The organism is Nocardioides sp. NPDC127514 (assembly GCF_040302125.1).
Lineage (GTDB): Bacteria > Actinomycetota > Actinomycetes > Propionibacteriales > Nocardioidaceae > Nocardioides.
Genome location: NZ_JBEORF010000001.1, coordinates 149,289 through 165,793 on the forward strand (window position 1 = coordinate 149,289; position 16,505 = coordinate 165,793).

Below are 16,505 nucleotides of genomic sequence, written 5' to 3' on the forward strand. Positions count from 1 at the left end.
GGCGGTCGGCGCAGAGGCGCCGACACCCGGTCTTCGGTCACCGGGGCGAATCGGATTGGTCCCGGGCCGTCACCTTTCTCGGGACGGCCCGAGGAGCGTCAGCCGCGACCGGCGTACGGCATCCCGGTCGCGAGGATGGTCATCGCAGGCACGCTGACCCCGAGCGGCAGCTGGGCCATCGCGACCACCGCGTCGGCGACGTGCTGCGGGTCGAAGGTCGGCTCGGGACGTACGGTGCCGTCGGCCTGACGGGCGCCGCCAGCGATCCCGGCGGTCATCTCGGTGGCCGCGTTGCCGATGTCGATCTGGCCGACCGCGATGTCGTGGGTGCGGCCGTCGAGGGCCAGCGAACGGGTGAGACCGGTGATCGCGTGCTTGGAGGTGGTGTAGGCGGCGCTGCCCGGTCGCGGCACGTGCGCGGAGATCGAGCCGTTGTTGATGATCCGCCCGCCGCGCGGGTCCTGCCGCTTCATCTGGGCGAACGCCTCGCGGGCGCAGAGGAAGGAGCCGGTGACGTTGACGGCCAGCGTCGCGGCGAACTCCTCGGGCGGGACCTCGTCGACCTCGCCGCTCGGCCCGAACGTGCCGGCGTTGTTGACCAGCAGGTCCACGCGGCCCCACATCCCGACGACCGCGGCGAACGCCGCCGACACCTCAGCGGCGGAAGCGACGTCCGTGGGCAGCACGAGGGACCGCGCCATCACCGACGCGGTCTCCTCGAGCGAGGCCTTGGTGCGCCCGAGGAGCGCGACCTGGAAGCCGGCGCCGTCCAGCGCCTGCGCGATCACCCTCCCCAGCCCGGAGCCGGCACCGGTCACGACCGCGACCGGCATCAGGTGAACTGCCTCGACAGGACCGCGTGCCGGTTGACGTCCTTGTAGAGCAGGTAGCGGAACCGGTCGGGTCCACCGGCATAGCAGGCCTGCGGACAGAACGCCCGCAGCCACATGAAGTCGCCCTCCTGCACCTCCACCCAGTCCTTGTTGAGCAGGTAGACGGCCTTGCCCTCGAGGACGTAGAGCCCGTGCTCCATCACGTGCGTCTCCGGGAACGGGATCGCGCCGCCGGGCTCGAAGCTGACGATGTTGACGTGCATGTCGTGGCGTACGTCATCGGGGTCGACGAAGCGCTGGGTCTTCCAGGCGCCGTTGGTGCCCGGCATCTCGCCGCCGGGCACGTCGACCTCGTTGGTGACGAACGGTTCGGGAACGTCGATGCCCTCGACCGCCTGGTAGGCCTTGCGGATCCAGTGGAACCGGGCGACCTGGTCGCTGGTGTTGTGCAGCGTCCAGGTAGAGCCGGGCGGGAGGAAGGCGTAGCCGCCCGGGGTGAGATCGTGCTTCTCGCCCTCGACCGAGAGCGTCAGCGCGCCCTCGACCACGAACAGCACACCTTCCGCGCCCGGGTCGAGCTCGGGCTTGTCACTGCCGCCGCCGGGCGAGACCTCGACGATGTACTGGGAGAAGGTCTCGGCGAACCCCGAGAGCGGGCGGGCGATCACCCACAGCCGGGTGCCCTCCCAGAACGGGAGCTTGCTGGTGACGATGTCGCGCATGGTGCCACGAGGGAGCACGGCGTACGCCTCGGTGAAGACGGCCCGGTCGGTGGTCAGCTCACGCTGCGACGGGTGGCCACCGGTCGGGGCGTAGTAGCGGCCAGGAGGGTTGTGTGCTGCGCTCATGGTCGGGCTCCTTCTGTGGTGGCTCTGCTGAGCAGCCGGCCCTGGGGCGCGGCCTCGATGTCGATCTTCTCGCCACGCAGCCAGGTCGCGCGGACGACGCCGGCGAGAGATCGGCCGTGGTAGGGCGTGACGGCGTTCTTGTGATGGAGCCTCGCGGCATCGACCACGTAGGAGGCGTCGGGGGCGAGGACCACGAAGTCGGCGTCGTGGCCGACCGCGATCTGCCCCTTGCGGGCCAGCCCGGCATGACGTGCGGGAGCCTCGGACATCCACCGGGCGACGTCGGCGAGGGTGAAGCCGCGGGTCCGTGCCTCGGTCCAGACCGCCGACAGGCCCAGCTGGAGCGACGAGATGCCACCCCAGGCGACCCCGAAGTCGCCGCTGTCGAGGGCCTTCAGGTCGGGTGTCGAGGGCGAGTGGTCGGTGACGACCATGTCGATGACGCCGTCGCGCAGGCCCTGCCAGAGCAGCTCGCGGTTGGCGGCCTCCCGGATCGGCGGGCAGCACTTGTACTGCGTCGCGCCGTCGGGGATCTCCTCCGCGGCGAAGGTCAGGTAGTGGGGGCAGGTCTCGGCCGTGATCGGGACCCCGTCGCGGCGGGCCGAGGCCAGCATCGCGAGCACGTCGGAGCTGGAGACGTGCAGGATGTGGACGCGGCAGCCGGTCCACCGGGCCAGCTCGATCACCTGGGCGATGGCGAGGTTCTCGGCGCCGCGGGGCCGGCTGTGCAGGAATCTTTCGTACGCCGCACCCCCGGCCTCCGGCGCGTGCTCGATCGCGTGCGCGTCCTCGGCGTGGACGATCAGCAGACCGTCGAAGGACGCGATCTCGCGCATCGCGAGCTCGAGCTGTGCGCTGTCGAGCGGCGGGAACTCGTCGACTCCGGAGTGGAGCAGGAAGCACTTGAAGCCGGAGACCCCGGCCTCGTGCAGCGTACGCAGCTCCGCGACGTTGCCCGGGATGGCTCCGCCCCAGAAGCCGACGTCGACGTAGGCCTGGCTCGCCGCGGTCTTGCGCTTGAGGTCGAGAGCCGGGAGGTCGCAGGTGGGCGGGATGCTGTTGAGCGGCATGTCCACGATCGTGGTGACCCCGCCGGCGGCCGCGGCACGGGTCGCCGAGGCGAAGCCCTCCCACTCGGTCCGGCCGGGGTCGTTGACGTGCACGTGCGCGTCGACGACGCCGGGCATCAGCACCTCGTCGTCGGCGAGCTCGACCACCCGGGCCGCGGTCAGGTCCTCTGCGATCGGCGCCACCGCGACGATCGCACCGTCGCGAACTCCGACGGCCCCGGCTCGCTCGCCCTCGGGGGTCACCATCCGTGCCGCCCGGATGACGACATCGAGATCTCGACTCACACCCTCACCTCCGCCTCATCGACTGCCTCTTCGACTGCCACCACCCGGGTCCGCTGGCGACCGAGACCGGTCACCTCGGCCTCCACCACGTGCCCCTCCCGCAGGAAGGGCCGGGGCTCGGGCCGCAACGCTGCGACCCCGCCAGGCGTCCCGGTCAGCACCAGGTCGCCGGGCTCGAGTGTCATCAGCGTACTGAGGAACGCGAGGAGCTCGCCGACGCCGTAGGCCATCCGTGCGGTCGTCCCCCGCTGCCGGCGCTCGCCGTCGACCCAGAGCTCCAGGCCGAGGGCCTGCGGGTCGCCCACGGCGTCGGGCGTGACCAGCCACGGACCGATGGGGGTGAAGGTGTCGGCACACTTCCCCTTCGCCCATGTCGGCCCGGCCGCGATCCGCGCCCGCTCGCTGACGTCGTCGGCGGTGAGGTAGCCGCCGACCGCGGCCAGGGCCTGCTGCGGGTCGGCACACCGGGTCAGTCGGCGGCCGATCACCACGCCCAGCTCGACCTCGTAGTCGGTCATCGTCGACCCCGGCGGCAGCTCGATCGCGTCGTGCGGCCCCACGATCGATGTCGAGGGCTTGAGGAAGACGACCGGCTCGTCCGGGATGGCGACGCCGGCCTCCTCGGCGTGGTCCTCGTAGTTGAGCCCGATCCCGACGACCTTGCCCGGCCGGGCCACCGGCGGTCCGATCCGGGTGCCGTCGGCGACGACGGGAAGGCCGCCCGAGGCGATGGCCTCCCGCACCCGCCGGATCCGCTCCGGGTCGCCGAGCAGGTCGCCGTCGATCGCCGGCACGACGGCCGACAGGTCACGCAGTACGTCCTGGTCGTCGAGGGCCGCGGGGCGCTCCTGGCCCGGCGGGCCCACACTCAGCAGTCTCATGCCGCCTCCTCGGATGCTGACCGAGGGACCTCGGTCTGGTTGCGCTTCCCTCGTGGAACTCCACGAAGGAGGTGGGCGCCCACCGAGTTACCTCGGTGAACATTCCGCCGCTCGCTCATGCGTCCTCCTTGATGAGATGGTCGGCGGCGATCCGCTCCGCGATCTGCTCGAGCAGGGCGGCGCCCTCGGTCAGGCAGCGCTGCAGGTCGGGCTCGATGTCCGTCAGGGCGTACGCCGTGCCGATCCCGGCCGCCTGCAGCCGGTCGTGGTCGAGATGGTTGACCCCGCAGACGGCCACGACCGGGACACCGGCGCGGGCAGCCGCGGCGGCGACGCCGGCAGGGGCCTTTCCGTTGAGCGTCTGGTCATCGAGCGCACCCTCGCCGGTGACGACGAGGGCCGCACCGTCCAGGGCGGAGCCGAAGTCGACCAGCTCGAGCACGAGCTCGATGCCCGATCGCAGCTCCGCGCCGAGCAGGGCGAGTGCGGCGAAGCCGACACCGCCGGCGGCTCCGGCGCCGGGGTGGTCACGGAGATCGATTCCGGTGAACGAGGCCACCAGAGACGCCCAACGGCCGAGCGCGACGTCCAGCCGTCGGACCTGGTCCGCATCGGCGCCCTTCTGCGGGCCATAGACCGCGGCCGCACCCGTGGGGCCGGTGAGCGGGTTGTCGACGTCGCACGCCACGGTGACCGTGACCCCGTCCAGGCGCCGCCGCAGCTCGTCGACCTCGATCCGGGCAACCTCCTCGAGCCCGGCTCCACCTGGGCCCGCCGGGTCCCCGGCAACGGTCAACAGCCTGGCGCCGAGCCCGCAGAGCAGCCCCGCGCCGCCGTCGGTGCTGGCGCTGCCTCCGATCCCGAGCACGATCCGGCGACAGCCCGCATCGATCGCGGCCGCCATCGCCTGCCCGGTCCCGAGGCTGGAGGAGCGCAGCGGGTCCAGCACACCCGGCAGCCGCGCCAACCCGGACGCGTCGGCGAGCTCGACGACCGCGACGTCGTCCCTCCGGGCGTACGCCGTCCGCACCGGCTCCCCGGTCGGCCCGGCCACAGCGACCGGTACGAGGACGAACCCGGCGGACTCGGCCGCCGCCAGGGTGCCGTCGCCACCATCGGCGACCGGGATCGCGTCGACGACCACACCGGGACTCCCCCGGCGCATCCCGGCGCTCACCGCCGCCGCGACCTCGGCAGCGGTGAGCGATCCCTTGAACTTGTCGGAGGCGACCAGTACCCGCTGCGCAGGCCGAGTCGGCTCATCCTGACCGAGATCTCCGTCGAGTCGGCTCGTCATGACGCGCCGACTCGGCGGATGTGCGTCAGGGCGCGCCGACTCGGCAGAGGTGGAAGCGGGAGACATGGCCTGCCTCAGTCCAGCGGGACGAGCGCGGTCGGGGCGTGCTCACCACGCTCGGCCAGCTCCTCGAACTCGACGACGCCGTCGATCTCGACGCCCATCGAGACGTTGGTGACGCGCTCGAGGATGACCTCTACCAGCACCGGGACCCGATACTCCGCCTGAAGCGCCTTGGCCTTCTCGAAGGCAGCCCCGAGATCGGCCGGGTCGGTCACCCGGATCGCCTTGCAGCCCAGGCCCTCCGCGACCTTGAGGTGGTCGACGCCGTAGCCCTCGACCTCGGGGCTGTTGACGTTGTCGAAGGCGAGCTCCACGCAGTAGTCCATCTCGAACCCGCGCTGGGCCTGGCGGATCAGGCCGAGGTAGGAGTTGTTCACGACCACGTGGATGTAGGGGATGTTGAACTGGGCGCCGACCGCCAGCTCCTCGATCAGGAACTGGAAGTCGTAGTCGCCCGAGAGCGCGACGACTTGGCCGTCGGGGACGGCGGTCGCGACCCCGAGGGCGGCCGGCAGGGTCCAGCCGAGCGGGCCGGCCTGGCCGGCGTTGATCCAGTGCCGCGGCTTGTAGACGTGCAGCAGCTGTGCCGCCTGGATCTGGGACAGGCCGATCGTGGTGACGTAGCGCGTGCCGGACCCGAAGGCCCGGTTCATCTCCTCGTACACCCGCTGCGGCTTGATCGGGACGTTGTCGAAGTGGGTCTTGCGCTGCAGGGTCCGCTTGCGCTCGGCACACTCCTCGGCCCAGCCTGCACGGTCGGTGACGCGGCCGTCGGCCGCCCACTCCTTCGCGACCTCGACGAGCACCTCGAGCGCCGCGCGGGCGTCGGAGACGATCGAGTAGTCCGCCGCGAAGACCCGGCCGATCTGGGTCGGCTCGATGTCGATGTGCACGAACGTACGTCCGCGGGTGTAGGTCTCGACCGAGCCGGTGTGGCGGTTGGCCCACCGGTTGCCGATGCCGAGCACGAAGTCGCTGGCCAGCATGGTCGCGTTGCCGTAGCGGTGGGAGGTCTGCAGGCCGACCATGCCCGCGTTGAGCGTGTGGTCGTCCGGGATCGTGCCCCAGCCCATCAGCGTGGGGACGACGGGAACCCCGGTGACCTCGGCGAGCTCGACGAGCAGGTCGGAGGCGTCGGCGTTGATGACGCCACCGCCTGCGACGATCAGGGGGCGCTCCGCCTCGAGCATCATCGCCAGCGCCTTCTCCGCCTGGGCACGGCTGGCCGCCGGTCTGGCGATCGGCAAGGGCTCGTACGTCTCGATGTCGAAGTCGATCTCGGCCAGCTGGACGTCGAGCGGCAGGTCGATCAGGACCGGGCCGGGACGCCCCTCGCGCATCAGCCGGAAGGCCTTCTGGAAGGTGCCCGGGACCTGGGCCGGCTCCATCACGGTGACCGCCATCTTGGTGAGCGGTCCGGCGACGGAGGCGATGTCGACCGCCTGGAAGTCCTCCTTGTGGAGCTTCGCGACCGGAGCCTGCCCCGTGATGCACAGGATCGGGATCGAGTCGGCGGAGGCCGAGTAGAGCCCGGTGATCATGTCGGTGCCGGCCGGGCCGGAGGTGCCGATGCAGACGCCGATGTTGCCGGCCTTCGCCCGGGTGTAGCCCTCGGCCATGTGCGAGGCCGCCTCGACGTGACGGGCGAGCACGTGCTGGAGCCCGCCGTGCTTGCGCATCGCGCTGTAGAACGGGTTGATCGCGGCACCCGGAAGGCCGAACAGCTGGGTCGCGCCCTCCTTCTCCAGGATCAGGACAGCGGCGTCGACCGCGCGCATGCGTGCCATCTCAGTTCTCTCCCTTGGTGACAGAGCCGCTCAGGCGCTCGACCCCGCGGAGCAGTGCGGAGTGATCCAGGCCGCCGTCGCCGTTGGCCCGGGCGCTCGCCATCAGCTGGGCGACCAGCGAGCCGAGCGGGACCACGACGCCGGCCTCGCGGGCGGCGGAGGTGACGATCCCCATGTCCTTGTGGTGCAGGTCGATCCGGAAGCCGGGCTGGAAGGAGCGGGTGAGCATGTTCTCCTTCTTCTGGTTGAGCACGCTCGACCCGGCGAGCCCGCCACCGAGCACCTCGAGGGCGGCCTTCGTGTCCACGCCGTACGCCTCGAGGAAGACGACCGCCTCCGAGAGCGCCTGGATGTTGGCGGCGACGATGAGCTGGTTGGCCGCCTTGACCGTCTGGCCGGCCCCGCTCGGACCGACGTGGACGATGGTCTTGCCCACGACGTCGAAGAGCGGCTTCGCGGTCGCGAAGTCGTCGGCCGACCCGCCGACCATGATCGAGAGGGCCGCGTTCTTCGCGCCGGCCTCGCCGCCGGAGACCGGGGCGTCGAGGATCCGGAAGCCACGCCCAGTGGCCTGCTCGGCGAGCGTCGCGCTCACGTCGGGCCTGATGCTGGAGAAGTCGATGATCAGCGCACCGGCGGGGGCGGACTCGAAGACGCCGCCCTCGGCGGTGAGGACCTCCTCGACGTGAGGCGAGTCCGGGACCATGACGCAGACGACCTCGGCGTCGCGGCAGGCGTCGGCGGTCGAGGTGGCCGCGCGGCCGCCCGCCGCAGCCAGGGCCTGGGTGCGCTCGGGGCTGTGGTCGAAGCCGGCGACGGTGTGGCCCGCCTCGACGAGGCGGGCGGCCATCGGGCTGCCCATGATGCCGAGGCCGATGAAGGCGATGTTGGTCATGATGTTCCTCCTGCGGGGGGGGTGGTCAGTGGGTGGCGGTCGCGGCGCTGCGGCGCTCGCGCGGCAGCCAGTCGAAGCTCTCGGCGGAGGCCGTGGCGGGCTTGTACTCCAGCCCGACCCAGCCGCTGTATCCCGCCGCCTCGAGCGCGGCGAGCTGACGCTCGAGCGGGAGCTGGCCGGTGCCGGGCTCGTTGCGGCCCGGGGCGTCGGCGATCTGGACGTGGGCGATGCGAGCGGCGTACGCAGCGATCACCGCGTCGACGTCGTCGCCGTTCACGGCGAGGTGGTAGAGGTCGGCGAGCAGACCGATGTTGGCCTCGCCGGCACGGTCGATCGCCGCCACCGCGTCGGCGGCGGTGAGCAGCGGATAGCGGTCGGCGCCGCTGACCGGCTCGACCAGCACGGTGCCGCCGATGCGGGCTGCCGCGCGGGCGGCCAGAGCGAGGTTCTCGGCGCCGAGCTCGTCCTGCTCCTCGGGGGCGACACCGTCGACGCGGTTGCCGTAGAGGGCGTTGAACGCCGTGCAGCCGAGCCGCTCACCGATGCCGATCGTGACGTCGATGTTGTCGCGGAACTCCGCCGACCGGGCCGGCCACGAGACCAGGCCGCGGTCGCCGGCAGGCATGTCGCCGGCGAAGAAGTTGAGGCCGACCAGGTGCACCCCGGCGTCCTGCACGGCGGTCACGAAGGCGTCGACGTCCTGGTCGGACGGCACCGCCTCGGCGAACGGCCACCAGAACTCCACCGCGTCGAAGCCGGCGGCCTTCACCGCCGCGGGGCGCTCGAGCAGCGGGAGCTCGGTGAACAGGATCGAGCAGTTCACCTCGTACCGGAGCTGGTGGGTCATCACACCGTTCCTTCCGTATTGCGGAATTTGATTTCTGACATTCGAAATATAAGGATGTGAGCGGAGTCACGTCAACCCGCGTCTCGGACTCGGCCGCAAAGTGGTGAAGAAACGACAACGGGCCTCCCGTGCACATGCGCGGGCGTTGTACGTTCCTCCAAGACGCGGCCGATATGGACCGGCGGACCGGTGGAGGCACCGTGCTACTTGCAGAGCTGTTGGAGCAGCCCAGCCTGGGCCTGCGACTCCTGCACGCCCCCGACGGCTCGCTGGAGCGTCCGGTGGGGCGCACGATCACGATCGACCTACTCGAGCCGGGCCGCTACCTGAACGGCGGCGAGCTCGTGCTCACCGGGCTGGTCTGGCGCCGCGGACCGGAGGACAGCGAGACGTTCGTGTCCTCGATCGCCGAGGGTGGCGCGACCTGTCTGCTGGCCGGAGCGGCCCTGCTCGGCGCCGTTCCCGACGACCTCGTCGAGGCCTGTCACCGCCATCAGGTCGCCCTGGTCGAGGTGCCCGGCGACGTGGCGTTCGCCGACGTCACCGAGTACGTCGCGGCCGCAGGCGCCGCCGGCGCGAGCGCACGGATGTCGGCCAGCCTGGCCCGCCAGCGTCAGCTCCTCTCCGCCATCGCCTCGGGTCGCAGCCTCGACGAGCTGGCCGCCCGGGTGGCCTCCGAGATCGGCCATGCGTGCCGGGTCCTCACCGCCAGCGGGCGCCATGTCGTACCCGGCCCCGGAGAGCTCGATCCCGAGACGGTCGACGCGCTGACCCGCCGCTTCCTGACCGCCGACCTGCTGCCCGCCGTGGCCGAGGTGGGCGACCGCAGCTACTCGCTGTTCCCCATCGGATCGGGCCTGGCCGACCGCCTCACCGGATGGACCGTGGCGGTCGAGGGCGACCACACCACCTGGCCTCGGGAGGACCTCGACATGGTCCACGAGTTCGGCGCCATCACAGCTCTGGACCGCTCCCGGCGCGACGAGGGATTTCGCGTCCGGCGACCGCTCGCGGCCGCGACCCTCGCCCATCTGGAGGCCGGCGCCTCGCCTGCCGAGATCGCGACCGGGCTACGCCAGTCCGGGCTCGACCCCGAGCGTCCGCTGGTGCTCGCCGTGGCCGAGCTCGGACCGGGTGGCCCGCCGGACGCGGTGGCCGCGGTGCTCGAGGATGTGGCCCTCGGGCTGGGGCCGTCCGTGGTCGCGAGCGCGCGGGACGGCTGTGCCGTCGCCTTCCTCCCGTCCCGCCCGGACCTCACCGACCAGCTGCGCCGCTCGCTCACCCGGTTGGCGCCGGCCCTGGTCCGCGGCTCGCTGTCGGTGGGACTGAGTGGCGAGAGCGCCATCGACGCGCTGGCCGGCGCGCTCGAGGAGGCCCGGTTCGCGCACCGGGTCGCCCGCTCCGGCGGCGGCGCGGTGGCGCTGTCCAGCTCGGAGGAGGTCACCTCCCACGTACTGCTGCTCGCCACGGTCCCCGACGACATCCGCCGCACCTACGCGCAGCGTGTCCTCGGCCCCGTCCTCGAGCACGACCAGCGCACCGGCAGCGATCTGGTGCCGACGCTCGACCGGTTCCTGACGTACGCCGGGTCGTGGACGCGTACCGCGGAGTCGCTCCACCTCCACGTCAACAGCGTGCGCTACCGGATCTCCCGGGTCGAGGAGCTGACCGGGCGTGATCTGACCACGATGGAGGACCGCGTCGACGTCTTCCTCGCCCTCAGATCGCTGTGAAATACGGCCGCCGAAACCGGTACGAAACCGCTCTGCAACCGGCCGCAGGTCATTCTGGAGCATCACACAAAGGCCGCATCGACGCAGACCCCATCTTCGGATGATCGGCGGGTGCCGCTCGGGGCCCGAAAGTACCAGGCTGTGGTGTTAGTCACAGCTCACCTGCCCATCAGGGCGCCCCCGAGAAAGGTGTGAGGATGAACGCGAGAGCAGTCCTGAGGTCGATACGGCCCCAGAAGAAGGACGGTGGCCGCCCCACCCACCCCGTCGACGAGGTGCTCCCGGCGGGCAAGCTCGCCGTCTACGGCCTCCAGCACGTGCTCGCGTTCTACGCCGGGGCGGTGATCGTCCCGATCCTGCTCGCCAACTCCATCGGGTTGAGCCAGGAGGAGCTGATCCACCTGATCAACGCCGACCTGTTCACCTGCGGCATCGCCTCGATCATCCAGTCGGTCGGCTTCTGGAAGGTCGGCGTACGCCTGCCGCTGCTGCAGGGTGTCACCTTCACCGCCGTCTCGCCGATGATCGCGATCGGCCTCGCGGCGGGAGGCGGCACGGACGGGCTGCTCGTCATCTACGGCGCGGTGATCGTCGCCGGACTCGCGACGTTCTTCATCGCCCCCTACTTCAGCCGGCTGATCCGGTTCTTCCCGCCGGTCGTGACCGGCTCAGTGATCACCATCATCGGCATCGCGCTGCTGCCCGTCGCTGCCGCGGACGCGACCGGTGGCGCCGGCCCGACCTCGGACCCCACCAGCGGCCGCAACCTGGCGTACGCCCTGGGCACCCTGGCCCTGATCGTGGTCATCCAGCGGGTGTTCAAGGGCTTCATGGCCACCGTCGCAGTGCTCGTCGGCCTGGTCGTCGGCACCCTGGTCGCCTGGGCCCTCGGGGATGCCCACTTCGACGCGGTCGCCAGCTCCGACTGGGTGGGCGTGACCACGCCGTTCCACTTCGGCTGGCCACAGTTCTCTGCGGCCGCGATCGTGTCGATGATCGTCGTCATGCTGATCACCGCCGTCGAGACCACCGGTGACGTCTTCGCCACCGGCGAGATCGTCGAGAAGCGGATCGGCCGCAACGACATCGCCCGCGCCCTGCGCGCCGACGGCCTGGCCACCACCATCGGCGGCGTCTTCAACTCCTTCCCCTACACCTGCTTCGCCGAGAACGTCGGCCTCGTCCGGCTGACCCGGGTCAAGAGCCGCTGGGTCGTCGCCGCGGCGGGCCTGATCATGGTGTTCATCGGGCTGCTCCCGAAGGTCGGCGCGATCGTCGCCGGCATCCCGCACCCGGTCCTCGGCGGCGCCGCCCTGGCGATGTTCGCGACGGTCGCCGTCGTCGGCTTCCAGACGCTCAGCAAGGTCGACTTCCACGACCACCGCAACGTGGTGATCGTGGCGACCAGCGTCGGCCTGGCGATGTACGTCACCGCGCAGCCGGAGGTCGCCCAGGCCGTCCCGGACTGGGCCGAGATCATCTTCGGCAGCGGCATCACCCTCGGCAGCCTCACCGCGATCCTGCTCAACATCCTGTTCCACCACGTCGGCCCGGACTACGGCCCCGCCGTCGCCGGCCAGCCCGGCGAGGGCGTCCGGCTCGACCAGGTCAACCAGATGGGGCGTACGGAGTTCGTGGAGACGTTCGACGGTCTCTTCCAGGGACCGCGGTGGATGGTGGAGCGGGCCTGGCAGCAGCGTCCGTTCGCCGACACGCACGCCCTGCGCCGCGCCTTCCAGGACGCCCTCTTCAGCGGCTCCGTCGAGGAGCAGCGCGAGCTGATCGAGGCCTACCCCGAGCTCGGCTCGCGCCTCGTCTCGGAGGGGATGGTCGGCGAGGAGTCGCTGCGCGACCAGTCCTCGCGCGGCCTGACCCACCTGGCCGAGCCGGACCAGGAGACACTGTCCTCGCTCACCGACGCCTACCACGAGCGGTTCGGCTTCCCGCTGGTCATCTCCGTACGCGACTCCGACTCGCTCGACCGGATCCTCGCCGAGGGCCGGTCGCGGCTCGGGAACTGCGAACGGCAGGAGCACGCCGCCGCGCTGATCGAGATCGCCAAGATCGCCGGCCACCGCTTCGACGACTTCCTGCGCGATGCCAACCCGATCCACAGCGCCCGCACCCGCAACCCGATCCGGAGCCAGCCATGACCGATCCCTCTGTCACCGTCAACGGGGACCACGTACCCCTGACCGGGGTCGCCACCCACACCACCGCCCTCGACTGGCTGCGCGGACGTGGCCTGACCGGCGCCAAGGAGGGCTGTGCCGAGGGCGAGTGCGGCGCCTGTTCGGTGCTCGTCGCCCGGCCCGGCACCACCTCGCCGACCGAGTGGACCGCGATCAACGCCTGCCTCGTCCCCGTCGCCGCGCTCGACGGCCAGGAGCTGGTGACCAGCGAGGGTCTCGGCTCCAGCGACGACCTGCATCCGGTCCAGCAGGAGCTGGCCGTACGCGGCGGGTCGCAGTGCGGCTACTGCACGCCCGGCTTCGTCTGCAGCCTCGCCGCGGAGTACTACCGCCCGAGCCGCGAGGCGACCGCCGAGACCTGCGACCACGAGCACGGCCCGAACGGCGTCGATCTGCACGCGCTGAGCGGCAACCTGTGCCGCTGCACCGGCTACCGCCCGATCCGCGATGCCGCCTACGCCCTCGGCGCACCCGAGGCCGACGACGCCTTCGCCGCGCGCCAGCAGCAGCCTCCGCCCGAGCCGCGACCGACCCGGATCGCGGTCGACGGCGCCGAGTTCGTACGCCCGGAGACGCTCACCGAGGCCCTCGACCTGATCACCGAGTGGCCGGAGGCGCAGGTCGTCGCCGGCTCGACCGACTGGGGCGTCGAGGTCAACATCCGCGGCCGCCGCGCACCCCTGGTCGTGGCGGTGGACCGGCTGCCCGAGCTGCGCGAGCTCTCGTTCCGAACCGGCCACGTCGAGATCGGCGCGGCCCTCACCCTGACCGAGATCGAGCGCAAGCTCAACGGCCGGATCCCGCTGCTGGCCGAACTGTTCCCGCAGTTCGCCTCGCGGCTGATCCGCAACGGCGCGACGCTCGGCGGCAACATCGGCACCGCCTCGCCCATCGGCGACGCCCCGCCGGCGCTGCTCGCGCTCGACGCCGAGGTCGTCCTGGCCTCGCCGCGCGGCGAGCGGGTCGTCCCGCTGGCCGACTACTTCACCGGCTACCGCGAGACCGTCCGCGCCGCCGACGAGCTGATCCGCAGCGTACGGATCCCGCTGCCGCTGGCCCCGCTCGTCGGCTTCCACAAGATCGCCAAGCGCCGTTTCGACGACATCTCCAGCGTGGCCGTCGGCTACGCGGTCGAGGTCGTCGACGGCACCGTGGTCCGCGCCCGGATCGGTCTGGGCGGCGTGGCGGCCACCCCGCTGCGTGCCGTCGCCACCGAGGACGCCCTGGTCGGCCGGTCCTGGACCGAGGAGACCGTACGCCGCGCCGCGGCCGTCCTGGCCGGCGAGGGCACACCGATGGACGACCACCGCGCCAGCGCGTCCTACCGCTCGGCGATGCTGGGCCAGTCCCTGCTGCGCCTGTTCCACAACGACCGCGAGGAGGTGCCTGCATGAGCGCCCTGTCCGAACGACCCGACAACCCGATCGTCGGGATCCCGCTGCCCCACGAGAGCGCCGCGCTGCACGTCACCGGCGAGGCGCTCTACACCGACGACCTGGTCGGACGGATGACCGGCGTGCTGCACGCCTGGCCGGTCCAGGCCCCGCACACCCATGCCCTCGTCACCGCGCTGCGGACCGCCCCGGCCTACGACGTGCCCGGCGTCGTCCGGGTGCTGACCGCCGAGGACGTACCGGGCGTCAACGATGCCGGCGTCAAGCACGACGAGCCGCTCTTCCCCACCGAGGTGATGTTCCACGGCCACGCGGTGTGCTGGGTGCTCGGCGAGACCCAGGAGGCCGCTCGGCTGGGCGCGGCCGCGATCGAGGTCGACTACGAGCCGCTGCCCGCCCTGGTCACCGTGACCGAGGCGATCGCGGCGGAGAGCTTCCAGGGCACCCCGCGCAACCTCGAGCGCGGCGACGTCACGGCGGCCCTGCAGAAGGCCGCCCACGTCTTCGAGGGCGAGTTCGAGTTCGCCGGCCAGGAGCACTTCTATCTCGAGACCCACGTCTCCCTCGCCCTGGTCGACGAGGGTGGCCAGGTGCTGGTGCACAGCAGCACCCAGCACCCCTCCGAGACGCAGGAGATCGTCGGCCACGTGCTCGGGGTCCCGAGCCACGAGGTCACCGTCCAGTGCCTGCGGATGGGTGGCGCGTTCGGCGGCAAGGAGATGCAGCCGCACGGCTACGCGGCCATCGCCGCGCTCGGCGCCACCCTGACCGGGCGCCCGGTGCGGCTGCGCCTCAACCGCACCCAGGACATCACCATGTCCGGCAAGCGCCACGGCTTCCACAGCACCTGGCGCGTTGGATTCGACGACGAGGGCCACATCCTCGGCCTCGAGGCCACCCTGACCGCCGACGGCGGCTGGAGCCTCGACCTCTCCGAGCCGGTGCTGGCCCGCGCGCTGTGCCACATCGACAACGCCTACTGGGTGCCCGACATCCGGGTCGACGGCCGCGTCGCGCGCACCAACAAGACCTCGCAGACCGCCTTCCGCGGCTTCGGGGGGCCGCAGGGCATGCTCGTCATGGAGGACCTGCTCGGCCGGTGCGCACCACTGCTCGGCATCGACCCGCTCGAGCTGCGCCGCCGCAACTTCTACCAGCAGAACCAGACCACGCCGTACGGTCAGCAGGTCCGCCAGGCCGACCGGCTGGCGGCCTGCTGGGACCAGGTGGCGTCCTCTGGCGAGGTGGCTCGGCGCCGGGCGGAGATCGCCGAGTTCAACGCTCGGCACCCGCACACCAAGCGCGGCCTGGCGATGACTCCGGTGAAGTTCGGCATCTCGTTCAACCTCACCGCCTTCAACCAGGCCGGCGCCCTCGTCCACGTCTACAAGGACGGCTCGGTGCTGATCAACCACGGCGGCACCGAGATGGGCCAGGGCCTGCACACCAAGATGCTCCAGGTGGCGGCGACCGCGCTCGGCCTGCCCCTGTCCCGCGTACGTCTCGCCCCGACCCGCACCGACAAGGTGCCCAACACCTCGGCGACCGCGGCCAGCTCCGGCGCCGACCTCAACGGGGCCGCGATCAAGAACGCCTGCGAGCAGATCCGTGAGCGGCTCGCCCAGGTCGCCGGCGGCCGGCTCGGGATCAGTCCCAGGGACGTACGTTTCGATGACGGTGTCGTCCACGGCCTCTCTCCCGCGTCTGGCGAGATCGGTTGGAACGAGCTGGTCAACATCGCCTACCACCAGCGAGTGCAGCTGTGGGCGGCCGGCTTCTACCGCACCGAGGGTCTGCACTGGGACCCCAACGTGATGCAGGGCGAGCCGTTCAAGTACTTCGCCAACGGCGTCGCCGCCTCCGAGGTGGAGGTCGACGGCTTCACCGGTGCCTACACGCTGCGGCGGGTCGACATCGTCCACGACGTCGGCGACAGCCTGAGCCCGCTGATCGACATCGGTCAGATCGAGGGCGGCTTCGTGCAGGGTGCCGGCTGGCTGACCCTGGAGGACCTGCGCTGGGACACCTCCGACGGACCCAACCGGGGCCGGCTGGCGACGCAGGCGGCGAGCACGTACAAGCTGCCGAGCTTCTCGGAGATGCCCGCGGACTTCCGGGTGAAGCTGCTCGAGAAGGCACACGAGGAGGGTGCCGTCTACGGTTCCAAGGCTGTCGGCGAGCCCCCGCTGATGCTCGCCTTCTCCGTACGCGAGGCGCTGCGTGAGGCGGCCGCTGCCTTCGGCCCGGCCGGGACCAGCGTCGAGCTCGGCTGTCCCGCCACTCCGGAGGCCGTCTACTGGGCCCTCGACAAGGCTCGTACGCCGCAGGCCGCCGAGTCGGGCGGCGAGCCCGAGCCGGTCATGGCCGGAGAGAGGTGATG

At 71.5% G+C, this 16,505-nt stretch carries 12 protein-coding genes; 4 read left to right on the forward strand and 8 right to left on the reverse strand.

Going from position 1 to position 16,505, the window contains the following annotated elements; genetic code table 11:
• Window positions 1-98: 98 nt before the first annotated feature.
• From ABTX24_RS00715 to ABTX24_RS00750, 8 genes are all read right to left on the reverse strand, one after another.
• A complete protein-coding gene (locus ABTX24_RS00715; protein ID WP_350836701.1) occupies window positions 99-833 on the reverse strand; it encodes an SDR family oxidoreductase in 735 nt (244 codons plus the stop codon).
• A complete protein-coding gene (locus ABTX24_RS00720) occupies window positions 833-1,681 on the reverse strand; it encodes a bifunctional allantoicase/(S)-ureidoglycine aminohydrolase (RefSeq protein WP_350836703.1) in 849 nt (282 codons plus the stop codon). Before ABTX24_RS00720 ends, ABTX24_RS00715 begins: the two co-directional genes overlap by 1 nt.
• Window positions 1,678-3,036: an allantoinase AllB gene (gene allB / locus ABTX24_RS00725; RefSeq protein WP_160025633.1), complete on the reverse strand. Its 1,359-nt coding sequence runs from the start codon at window positions 3,034-3,036 to the stop codon at window positions 1,678-1,680. The genes ABTX24_RS00720 and allB overlap by 4 nt, the downstream gene beginning before the upstream one ends.
• Entirely contained in the window at window positions 3,033-3,917 is an 885-nt protein-coding gene (locus ABTX24_RS00730; RefSeq protein WP_350836705.1) for a fumarylacetoacetate hydrolase family protein, read from the reverse strand. The genes allB and ABTX24_RS00730 overlap by 4 nt, the downstream gene beginning before the upstream one ends.
• A 115-nt stretch (window positions 3,918-4,032) precedes the next feature.
• Window positions 4,033-5,214 carry a glycerate kinase gene (locus tag ABTX24_RS00735; RefSeq protein ID WP_160025635.1) on the reverse strand — a complete coding sequence of 394 codons (1,182 nt, stop codon included), beginning with the start codon at window positions 5,212-5,214 and terminating at the stop codon, window positions 4,033-4,035.
• A gap of 74 nt (window positions 5,215-5,288) precedes the next feature.
• Window positions 5,289-7,064 (reverse strand): glyoxylate carboligase, encoded by a 1,776-nt coding sequence (gene gcl / locus ABTX24_RS00740; protein WP_350836707.1) that lies wholly within the window; start codon window positions 7,062-7,064, stop codon window positions 5,289-5,291.
• Between the two features lies 1 nt (window position 7,065).
• Window positions 7,066-7,959: a 2-hydroxy-3-oxopropionate reductase gene (locus ABTX24_RS00745; RefSeq protein WP_350836709.1), complete on the reverse strand. Its 894-nt coding sequence runs from the start codon at window positions 7,957-7,959 to the stop codon at window positions 7,066-7,068.
• A gap of 25 nt (window positions 7,960-7,984) precedes the next feature.
• Window positions 7,985-8,806: a hydroxypyruvate isomerase family protein gene (locus tag ABTX24_RS00750; protein WP_350836711.1), complete on the reverse strand. Its 822-nt coding sequence runs from the start codon at window positions 8,804-8,806 to the stop codon at window positions 7,985-7,987.
• Window positions 8,807-9,006: 200 nt separating this feature from the next.
• Here ABTX24_RS00750 and ABTX24_RS00755 point away from each other — a divergent pair, with 200 nt between their 5' ends.
• From ABTX24_RS00755 to xdhB, 4 genes are all read left to right on the forward strand, one after another.
• Entirely contained in the window at window positions 9,007-10,539 is a 1,533-nt protein-coding gene (locus tag ABTX24_RS00755; RefSeq protein ID WP_350836713.1) for a PucR family transcriptional regulator, read from the forward strand.
• Window positions 10,540-10,736: 197 nt separating this feature from the next.
• Window positions 10,737-12,692 carry a 2-oxo-4-hydroxy-4-carboxy-5-ureidoimidazoline decarboxylase gene (gene uraD, locus ABTX24_RS00760; protein ID WP_350836714.1) on the forward strand — a complete coding sequence of 652 codons (1,956 nt, stop codon included), beginning with the start codon at window positions 10,737-10,739 and terminating at the stop codon, window positions 12,690-12,692.
• A complete protein-coding gene (locus ABTX24_RS00765; RefSeq protein ID WP_350836716.1) occupies window positions 12,689-14,125 on the forward strand; it encodes a xanthine dehydrogenase small subunit in 1,437 nt (478 codons plus the stop codon). Before uraD ends, ABTX24_RS00765 begins: the two co-directional genes overlap by 4 nt.
• Complete coding sequence (xdhB, locus tag ABTX24_RS00770) at window positions 14,122-16,503, forward strand: xanthine dehydrogenase molybdopterin binding subunit (RefSeq protein WP_350836718.1); 2,382 nt, start codon at window positions 14,122-14,124, stop codon at window positions 16,501-16,503. Before ABTX24_RS00765 ends, xdhB begins: the two co-directional genes overlap by 4 nt.
• Window positions 16,504-16,505: the final 2 nt, after the last annotated feature.

Coding starts and splice junctions, on each gene's coding strand:
- ABTX24_RS00715 (WP_350836701.1), bottom strand. CDS start 833: ATGCCGGTCGCGGTCGTGACCGGTGCCGGCTCCGGGCTGGGGAGGGTG.
- ABTX24_RS00720 (WP_350836703.1), bottom strand. CDS start 1,681: ATGAGCGCAGCACACAACCCTCCTGGCCGCTACTACGCCCCGACCGGT.
- ABTX24_RS00730 (WP_350836705.1), bottom strand. CDS start 3,917: ATGAGACTGCTGAGTGTGGGCCCGCCGGGCCAGGAGCGCCCCGCGGCC.
- ABTX24_RS00735 (WP_160025635.1), bottom strand. CDS start 5,214: ATGACGAGCCGACTCGACGGAGATCTCGGTCAGGATGAGCCGACTCGG.
- gcl (WP_350836707.1), bottom strand. CDS start 7,064: ATGGCACGCATGCGCGCGGTCGACGCCGCTGTCCTGATCCTGGAGAAG.
- ABTX24_RS00745 (WP_350836709.1), bottom strand. CDS start 7,959: ATGACCAACATCGCCTTCATCGGCCTCGGCATCATGGGCAGCCCGATG.
- ABTX24_RS00750 (WP_350836711.1), bottom strand. CDS start 8,806: ATGACCCACCAGCTCCGGTACGAGGTGAACTGCTCGATCCTGTTCACC.
- uraD (WP_350836714.1), top strand. CDS start 10,737: ATGAACGCGAGAGCAGTCCTGAGGTCGATACGGCCCCAGAAGAAGGAC.
- ABTX24_RS00765 (WP_350836716.1), top strand. CDS start 12,689: ATGACCGATCCCTCTGTCACCGTCAACGGGGACCACGTACCCCTGACC.
- xdhB (WP_350836718.1), top strand. CDS start 14,122: ATGAGCGCCCTGTCCGAACGACCCGACAACCCGATCGTCGGGATCCCG.